The 8,419-nt window shown below is 62.8% G+C and carries 10 protein-coding genes; 4 read left to right on the top strand and 6 right to left on the bottom strand.

Features of this window, described 5'->3' with window-relative positions; all coding sequences use genetic code 11:
- From ACK5L9_RS23355 to ACK5L9_RS23365, 3 genes are all read left to right on the top strand, one after another.
- On the top strand, window positions 1-630 hold a 630-nt coding region (locus tag ACK5L9_RS23355; RefSeq protein ID WP_416913851.1), incomplete at its 5' end, for an NAD(P)(+) transhydrogenase (Re/Si-specific) subunit beta.
- A gap of 151 nt (window positions 631-781) precedes the next feature.
- Window positions 782-2,080 (top strand): DUF3422 family protein, encoded by a 1,299-nt coding sequence (locus ACK5L9_RS23360; protein ID WP_416913852.1) that lies wholly within the window; start codon window positions 782-784, stop codon window positions 2,078-2,080.
- 213 nt (window positions 2,081-2,293) lie between these two features.
- Entirely contained in the window at window positions 2,294-2,572 is a 279-nt protein-coding gene (locus ACK5L9_RS23365) for a hypothetical protein (protein WP_416913853.1), read from the top strand.
- Window positions 2,573-2,590: 18 nt separating this feature from the next.
- Here ACK5L9_RS23365 and ACK5L9_RS23370 read toward each other — a convergent pair whose 3' ends face one another.
- The 6 genes from ACK5L9_RS23370 to ACK5L9_RS23395 all read right to left on the bottom strand — a co-directional run bounded on the left by ACK5L9_RS23370 (window position 2,591) and on the right by ACK5L9_RS23395 (window position 6,560).
- A complete protein-coding gene (locus ACK5L9_RS23370; RefSeq protein WP_416913854.1) occupies window positions 2,591-3,016 on the bottom strand; it encodes a TIGR01244 family sulfur transferase in 426 nt (141 codons plus the stop codon).
- A 74-nt stretch (window positions 3,017-3,090) separates the two neighbouring features.
- Window positions 3,091-3,759, bottom strand: coding sequence for a phosphoglycolate phosphatase (gene gph, locus ACK5L9_RS23375; protein WP_416913855.1), 669 nt, complete (start codon window positions 3,757-3,759; stop codon window positions 3,091-3,093).
- An 8-nt stretch (window positions 3,760-3,767) separates the two neighbouring features.
- Entirely contained in the window at window positions 3,768-3,989 is a 222-nt protein-coding gene (locus ACK5L9_RS23380; protein ID WP_416913856.1) for a hypothetical protein, read from the bottom strand.
- Window positions 3,990-4,038: 49 nt separating this feature from the next.
- A complete protein-coding gene (locus ACK5L9_RS23385) occupies window positions 4,039-4,644 on the bottom strand; it encodes an inner membrane-spanning protein YciB (protein WP_416913857.1) in 606 nt (201 codons plus the stop codon).
- Between the two features lie 19 nt (window positions 4,645-4,663).
- A complete protein-coding gene (locus ACK5L9_RS23390; protein ID WP_416913858.1) occupies window positions 4,664-5,563 on the bottom strand; it encodes an EamA family transporter in 900 nt (299 codons plus the stop codon).
- A 49-nt stretch (window positions 5,564-5,612) separates the two neighbouring features.
- Window positions 5,613-6,560, bottom strand: a complete 948-nt coding sequence (locus ACK5L9_RS23395; RefSeq protein WP_416913859.1) for a DUF1223 domain-containing protein — start codon at window positions 6,558-6,560, stop codon at window positions 5,613-5,615.
- Between the two features lie 245 nt (window positions 6,561-6,805).
- Here ACK5L9_RS23395 and acnA point away from each other — a divergent pair.
- Window positions 6,806-8,419 (top strand): aconitate hydratase AcnA (gene acnA, locus ACK5L9_RS23400; protein ID WP_416913860.1); only part of this gene is annotated, 1,614 nt, incomplete at its 3' end.

Below are 8,419 nucleotides of genomic sequence, written 5' to 3' on the forward strand. Positions count from 1 at the left end.
GCGATCCTCAGCTATATCATGTGCAAGGCGATGAACCGGCATTTCGTCAGTGTGATCCTTGGCGGTTTCGGCGGCGAAGCCGGCCCCGCCGCCGAGATCGAGGGCGAACAGATCGCCATCGACGCAGATGGCGTGGCCTCGGCGCTGAACGATGCCGACAGCGTGATCATCGTGCCGGGCTATGGCATGGCCGTGGCACAGGCGCAGGCTGCCGTCAGCGAACTGACGCGCAAGTTGCGGACGGCGGGCAAAGAGGTGCGTTTCGCCATCCACCCGGTCGCGGGCCGTCTGCCCGGCCATATGAACGTGCTGCTGGCCGAGGCCAAGGTGCCCTATGACATCGTGCTGGAAATGGACGAGATCAACGAGGACTTCCCCTCGACCGATGTGGTTATCGTCATCGGCTCGAACGACATCGTGAATCCTGCCGCGCAAGAAGATCCCAACAGCCCCATTGCCGGAATGCCGGTACTGGAGGTCTGGAAGGCCAAGCAGGTCTTTGTGTCGAAACGCGGGCAGGGGACCGGCTATTCAGGGATCGAGAACCCGTTGTTCTTCAAGGAAAACACCCGGATGTTCTATGGCGATGCCAAGGATTCGGTGAACAAGCTGCTGCCGCTGCTGGACTGATCCGGCACAGCATTGACGAAAAGGGGCGGGCCGTTTCGGTCCGCCTTTTTCGTGACCGGACTGTTTGCGGTGGCGATGACCGGCCCGGCCCGCTTGGCACTTGCGGTCTCGCGCATGATCGGCAGAGTGTAAGCCGGACAAGGAGGCGCGCGTGAACCCCGATACCGAACACCCCCTGCGTTTTGCTTTGGTGAATGAACTGCATGCCCGGCCATCGCCGCGCATCAAGGTTCCGTCAAGCTGCGTTTTCGTTGCCTTCAAGGAACCGCGCGAGGCGGCAAACCGCGACCGGGCGCAGGATATGCGGCATTTGCTGGAACTGACCAAGCGGCATGGCGGGCCGCGCCCCGATCCCGACGACAGCCATTATCAGGGGCAGCTTGGGCGGCACGAGCTGAAATGGGAAAGCCACACCGAGTTTGTGACCTATATGGCCATGACGCCGGGCCTGCCCGCACGCCCCTTTGATCCCGGCACGGCGGCGATCTTTCCCGAAAGCTGGCAGGCCAATGCGCCGGGAAAACGGGTCGCGGCGATTCTGGTGCAGATTTTTATCCTGCCGGATCAGCCCGAGGCGGCGCTGGACCGTATCGGCGACTGGTTCGCGCCTGACAGCCTGACCGCCGTCTGGGTGCTGGACGAAAACGCGCTGGTCGCGGGCGATTTTCGCATCGATGCCGATGGCTGGATGCGCTTTGCCGTCTTTGTTCGCCCCGGCGTGGGCGAGGCCCGGATCGGGCGGATCGTTCACCGGCTGGTCGAGCTGGAAACCTATCGCGCCATGTCGATGCTGGGTATGGGCCGCGCGCGCAGCCTCAGCCGCCGCCTGAACGAGCTGGAGCCGCGCCTGTCCGCCATCGTCGATGGCATGACCAATGACGGCCGCCCGGCGGATACGGTGTTGCAGGATTTGCTGGCGGTTTCGGCGGAACTGGAAACGCAGGCGGTGCAGAATTCATTCCGCTTTGGTGCAACTCAGGCCTATGAGGCCATCGTGATGGATCGCGTCTCGGCCCTGCGCGAGACGCGTTGCCACGGACGGCAGATGCTGACCGAATTCATGCGCCGCCGCTATCTGCCCGCCATGCGCACCGTGAAATCCGCCGAAAGCCGCCTGCGCGACATGATCGAACGTGCCAGCCGCGCAGGGGAATTGCTGCGAACGCGCGTCGATGTGGAACGTTCGGCCCAGAACCAGTCGATCCTTGAGCGCATGGATCGCCGTGCCGGTCTGCAACTGCGCCTGCAACACACGGTCGAGGGATTGTCGGTCGTTGCCATCAGCTATTACGCGGTGGGACTGTTGTCTTATACGCTGGTGCCGGTGGCGTCGGGGCTGGGAATCGACAAGGCGTGGCTGATTGCCGGGCTGACACCGGTAGCGGTGCTGGTCGTCTGGTGGGCGATGCGGCGGATCAGGAAAAGCCTTCACCACGCGCCGGATGATTGAGTTGCGTCACCTCCGGCCATGCGGGATAAGGCGGGGTGACGGATTTTCGGAACGGACCGACATGAGACTTGCCCTGACACTTGCCGCGCTGCTTGGCCTTGCCGCCTGCGGTGTCCCCTTTGTGCCCTTTGTCTGAGGATGGCCATGGCCCAGAAATCGCTTACACTTTATGGACTTGCGCATTGTTCTACTTGCCAAAAAGCGCAAAATGCCTTGCAGGACTACGGTTGGCAGGTCGATTTCCGCGACGTTCAGAAAGAACCGCTATCCGAGGCTGAGCGCAAGGAACTGGTTGCTCAATGGGGTGAAAAGATCATCAACCGCGCCAGCCTGACCTGGCGCGGCATGTCCGAGGCGCAGCGCGCCGACAACCCGGTATTGATGATGGGGGCCAAGCCCAGTGTCATGAAGCGCCCGGCGATTGCGGCGGGCGATTTGCGGCTGCTGGGCTGGACGGCGAATGTGAAGCGCGCCCTTGGCGTTCCGGCCTGAGGCGGGGCAGGGCGGTGGTCAGCCCCGCTGCGCCAATGAGGTGATCAGCGGCTGGACCGGTGACAAATCGTAACCGGCCTGTGCCGCGATGCCGAATATCTCGGCCTCGGGCCGTTTTCCGGCCTGCGTCAACGCCCACAATACCGTACAGCGATTGCCCGAACGACAATAGGCGATCACAGGATCGCGCCCGACCGTCGCATCGGCAAAACCGGAAATCAGGTCCGGCGTGATCTGGCCGGGCTGAAACGGCAGATAGTGATAGCGCATGCCCACGGCTTCGGCCGCGCGGGCCATGACTTCGTGGTCAATGGCGGGTTCGACTTCGGAATCGGGGCGGTTATTGATCAGAACCTTGAACCCGGCCTCGGCAAGCTGGGGTACGTCCGCGGGCATGATCTGAGGCGAAACGGCAAGATCGGGGGTCAACTGGCGCAGATCCATGGGCTTTTCCAATCAATGAGGCGCGACACCCGCTTGCCGCCATTCGGCTGCCAAGTCAAGCATGGGTCGCGCGATCAAGAGAGGTAACAGGCTTCGACCAGGGCGGGCAGGGCAGTGAAATCGTCGAAAGCGGCGTGATGCGGCAGTTTTTCCAGCGCCGTCAGGCGATAGCCCCGGCTATAGATCAGGAAGGGCACATCAGCGGCGGCAGCGCAGGTCGCGTCGAATTCGCTGTCGCCTACAAAGATCGCCCGCGCGCTTTCCGGATGCGCCCCCAGGCCGGCCAGCGCCGCCCGTAACGGGGCGGGATCGGGCTTTTTCTGCGGCAGAGAATCGCCGCCGATCACAATTCCGAACAGGTTCCTGATGCCGAAATGATCCAGAACCGCCTCGGCCGGGCGCAGCGGCTTGTTGGTGCAGATCCCCAAAGGATAACCCCGATCAGCCAGAATCCCCAGCGTCTCGCGTACATGCGGGTACAGCCGGGTCAGGTTGGTCGCGCCGTGATAGCGGGTCATGAACGAGGCCATCAATGCGCGTTTCCGCATCGGGTCGATCCCCGTCGCCGCGACGATCTGGTGCCACAGCAGATCGACGCCGCCGCCGACAAAGCTGCGAACCCGGTCCAGCGTCAGTGGAGCGCGGCCGTGTTCGCGCAATACGGCATTCACGCAGGCGTGAATATCGGGCGCGCTGTCGATCAGCGTGCCGTCCAGATCAAAGATTACGGGGCAAGGCAGCATGCAGACATTCATGTCCGACCCAGCCCGTTCCACGCCCCGGCGATCATCACAAAGCCCGCATCGCGCATTTTTCCCGTTCGTCCTTTCTGCCAGTCAGGAGGTTTCTGTTTCTCATCAAAAGCACAAGGAATGATGAATATTCCATGCTTTCCTGTTTGTTCCATAATAGTGATTATTTGGAAATCGACCCAAGCAAAAAAGCTTTGCTCGCTTTGGCGCATGAGGGTCAAATGGCGTTCGCAAAGCTCTCGCGGCAGCCCCCCGGCCGATATTCCGGCGTCAGCCTTCGTTGTCGGTACCCTGATCCGTTGCATGTGCCCGGAACAGTCCGGCATTTGCCATCAGGAACGCAAACAGGATCAGCGGCAGGCCGAAGGTCTTGAAATAGACCCAGGTGGTTTCGGACATCGTGCGCCAGACGATCTCGTTCGCGGCGGCCAGCGCAAGAAACAACAGCGTCATGCGCAGGGTCAGCTTGCGCCAGCCCTCGGCATTCATGGGCAGCGCCTCGGACAGGACCAGTTGCAGCCAGTTGCGCCGTGTCAGCAGGCTGAAGCCCAGAAGTGCGGCGAACAGCAGATAGATGATCGTCGGCTTGATCTTGAAAAATCGCGGATCGTTCAACCAGATCGACAGCCCGCCGAACACCACGACCAGCACCAGCGTTGCCACCTGCATCGGTGCCAGCTTGCCGGTCAGTCGCCACAAAAGCAGTGTCGAGGCGGCCAGCACCGGCACGAAAACCAGCGTGGCAAGGATGAAGGCGCTGTAATCCTGCCCGAACAGATGTACCTCGCGGCCGCGGAACAGGATGAAGACGACAAAGAACAGCAGAACCGGACCAAGCTCCAGCGCCGGTTTCACCCAGGGTTTCGGTTCCTTCATGCGCATTCTCCCAACGGTTTCAGGCGGCGAATTCCACGACCACCGCCCCGGCGGCGATCAGGGCCATCAGGACCACGCGCACCGGACCTACCTTTTCGCCCAGGATCAGCCAGCCGACAAGGGCCGCGAAAACGGTCGAGGTCTCTCGCAGGACGGCGGCCCGGCCGACGTCATCGATTCGCGTGGCCAGCATGATCGAACCAAAGCTGGCAATAGCCACCACCGCCCCCAGCAGCCCGCGCAGAGCCAGCGGCGCGATCTCAGAGCGTGGCAGGCCGCGCAGGCGGCGCAGGTTCCAGAATGGCATGAACAGCGAATCCAGCACGAAAAACCAGACCAGAAAGGTGAAGGGATTGGCGGCAAGGCGGATGCCCCAGGCGTCATAGGTGGTGTAAAGCGCCACCAGCGCGCCGGTCCCGACGGCAAAAGCCAGCGCCGACCCCAGCGTCTCGCGCCCGACAGTCAGGCGGCGGAAATTATAGGCGGCAAGGCCGAAAATACCGCCGGTCAGCATCAGCACACCCAGCCATTGCGTCAGGTTGAAATGTTCGTGAAAGACGATGCCGGCGGCGGCAACGGTAAAGATCGGGCCGCTGCCGCGCACCACCGGATAGACCACCGTATAGGCCCCTCGCTGATAGGTCATGGCCTGCGCGGCCTTATAGGCGATGTGGATCGCCGTAGCCCCCAGCAGCACCGGCCACAGCCCGGCCGCAGGCCAAGGCACGACGAACAGCGCGAAAGGCAGCGAGATCAGGCCATAGCACAAATCCATCGCGGCGCGCGACAGCCAGGGATCGTGCCGCCCCTTTTGCAAGGCCCCGAACAGCGCATGCAGGAAAGCGGCCATCAGGGCCAGCCCGGCGGCGATTCGCGCGCCCTCGACCGTGCCTGCAATGCTGATGATCCAGTCTCCCATGCCGGCTGTCTTGGCCGGAATTTGCATGATCTGCAAGGGCAGGAGGTGCCTAATCCAGACTGATCGCCGCGAAGATCGGCCCCGGCAGCCCGTGACGCCCGATCTCTTGCTGGACCAGCAGGACATGGCGGGTATCGTCGGGGAAACTGTCATCAAGCGCGCTGTCGGATCGCACCGTAAGGCGCAGCGGGGCACCGCCGTCCCAATCCGCAAGATGATCCACCGACAGCACGATATTGGTATAGTGAATTTCGCGCCCCCGGTTCTCGCCCGCCAGCACCCGGACCTTGCGCTGCGGCGCATAGCGGATCAGCAGCAGATCGACCGACCCGCCAAGCTGCGACAGCGGCGTCACCTCGATCCGGCTGCCATCGGGGCTTTTGTCGGTGTGAACGGCGACCATGGCGGGCGACAGGCGATGCGCGTCAATAAGCCCCATCAGCTGCGCCGGACCGGGCGAGACAGCGGTATCCAGCCCGTTGACGATCAACTGCGGCGTATACAGCGCCCTTTCGCCCACAGCATTGGCATAGGCCGCTTGCCTGGCGGTGAACTCGGGATGGGCAAAGCTGTCGGCCCAACCCAGATAGTCCCAGTAATCGACGTGAAAGGACAGCGGCAGAACCCCCGGCTCGGCCGCGAGGCTGGCCACCATCGCATCCACCGGCGGACAAGAGGAACAACCCTGCGAGGTGAACAGTTCAATCACCACGGGCGTGATCGCCGGCAAAACATCGCCAAGCGGGGGCGAGACCAGATCCGTCGCGGCAAAGCTGTTGAAGCCGCCATCCCCTGGAATCAGCGGAAGCTGCGCCGCAGCCGCACGGCCCGGATCGGTCGGTGCCACGATCACCGGCATATCGCCCCATTCGTCGGGCTGGCCAGCCCCCTGCCCCGCAGCCGCCATGGCCGACAGCAGCAACGCCGCCGCGATCATGAACAGCGGCGAACCGCCTGCCCGACCGGTAGTGCCAAAGATGTGCGGAAAAGACCGCATGGTTGCGTCCGTATATTCAGGAAAGTCATTTATCTTCATGAATAGCGGGGCCGTTGCTTCAAATACAAATCAAGGCTTCGTTAGACCGGACGTTCCGGCGTGATCGTGCCTCTTGAGCAACAGGAAAGATTATGGTATGCCATTGCATACAAATCGCTTGCAATGCACTTGCACAAGCCCCCGGCATGGGGCAAAGCAGGTGCACCGAAGCCCGACCCATCCATCTTGCAGACAGGGAGGCCCTGATGCCCATCGTCACCGGAACCGACACCGCCAAGACCCGCCGAACTTTGACGGCCGGAGGCCAGAAGGTCGATTACTATTCGATCTCGGCCGCGACCGAAGCGGGCCTGGGCGATTTCTCGAAACTGCCCGCCTCGCTGAAGGTGGTGCTGGAAAACATGCTGCGCTTCGAGGATGGCGGCAAGACGGTCAGCACCGATGACATCAGGGCTTTTGCCGAATGGGCGGAAAAAGGCGGCCAGAACCCGCGCGAGATTGCCTATCGCCCGGCCCGCGTGCTGATGCAGGATTTCACCGGCGTTCCCGCCGTGGTAGATCTGGCCGCAATGCGCGATGGCATCAAGGCGCTTGGGGGCGACGCGCAAAAGATCAACCCGCTGAACCCGGTCGATCTGGTCATCGACCATTCGGTCATGATCGACGAATTTGGCACCCCTCGCGCATTTCAGTTCAACGTCGAACGCGAATATGAACGCAATATCGAACGCTATCAGTTCCTGAAATGGGGCCAGAAGGCGTTCCAGAATTTCCGCGTCGTGCCCCCGGGAACCGGTATCTGCCATCAGGTGAACCTTGAATATCTGGCCCAGACCGTCTGGACCGACAAGGACCAGAACGGCGCGACGGTTGCCTATCCCGACACGCTGGTCGGTACCGACAGCCACACCACCATGGTCAACGGCCTTGCCGTCCTTGGCTGGGGCGTCGGCGGGATCGAGGCCGAGGCCGCGATGCTGGGGCAGCCGGTCTCGATGCTGATCCCCGAGGTCGTGGGCTTCAAGCTGACCGGCGAGATGGTCGAAGGCACGACCGGCACCGACCTGGTGCTGAAGGTCGTGCAGATGCTGCGCAAGCATGGCGTGGTCGGCAAGTTCGTCGAATTCTACGGCCCCGGCCTTGACAACCTGCCGCTGGCGCAGCGCGCCACCATCGCCAACATGGCCCCCGAATACGGCGCCACCTGCGGCTTCTTCCCGATCGACGACGAGACGCTGCGCTACCTGCGCCAGACCGGCCGGGATGAGGATCGCATTGCGCTGGTCGAGGCCTATGCCAAAGAAAACGGCTTCTGGCGCGGCGCGGATTACGATCCGGTCTATACCTCGACCCTGCATCTGGACATGGGCGAAATCGTGCCCGCCATCTCCGGCCCGAAGCGTCCGCAGGACTATGTCGCGCTGACCGATGCTGCGTCGAGCTTTTACAAGGTCGTCACCGACTATCGCGGCACCGACACCTCCAGGGACGCCAAGGAAATGGCCGATGAGGGCGGCGCGGTCGCGGTGGCCGACAAGGCGGACCTGCGCAAATCGGCGGCCGTCGCGGGTGAGGAGTACAAGCTTCACGACGGCTCGGTCGTGATCGCCTCCATCACCTCCTGCACCAACACCTCGAACCCCTATGTGCTGATCGGCGCCGGTCTGGTGGCCCGCAAGGCCCGCGCGCTGGGCCTGAACCGCAAGCCCTGGGTCAAGACCTCGCTTGCCCCCGGCTCGCAGGTCGTCAGCGAATATCTTGAGGCTGCCGGTCTGCAAGAGGACCTCGACGCCGTCGGCTTCAACCTTGTCGGCTATGGCTGCACCACCTGCATCGGCAACTCCGGCCCGCTTCAGCCC

The organism is Paracoccus sp. (in: a-proteobacteria), from assembly GCF_047973135.1.
GTDB lineage: Bacteria > Pseudomonadota > Alphaproteobacteria > Rhodobacterales > Rhodobacteraceae > Paracoccus.

Bases quoted from the DNA above. Each gene is read 5' to 3' on its own strand.
- ACK5L9_RS23370 (WP_416913854.1), bottom strand. From the start codon at position 3,016: ATGGATCTGCGCCAGTTGACCCCCGATCTTGCCGTTTCGCCTCAGATC.
- gph (WP_416913855.1), bottom strand. From the start codon at position 3,759: ATGCTGCCTTGCCCCGTAATCTTTGATCTGGACGGCACGCTGATCGAC.
- ACK5L9_RS23385 (WP_416913857.1), bottom strand. From the start codon at position 4,644: ATGAAGGAACCGAAACCCTGGGTGAAACCGGCGCTGGAGCTTGGTCCG.
- ACK5L9_RS23390 (WP_416913858.1), bottom strand. From the start codon at position 5,563: ATGGGAGACTGGATCATCAGCATTGCAGGCACGGTCGAGGGCGCGCGA.
- ACK5L9_RS23395 (WP_416913859.1), bottom strand. From the start codon at position 6,560: ATGCGGTCTTTTCCGCACATCTTTGGCACTACCGGTCGGGCAGGCGGT.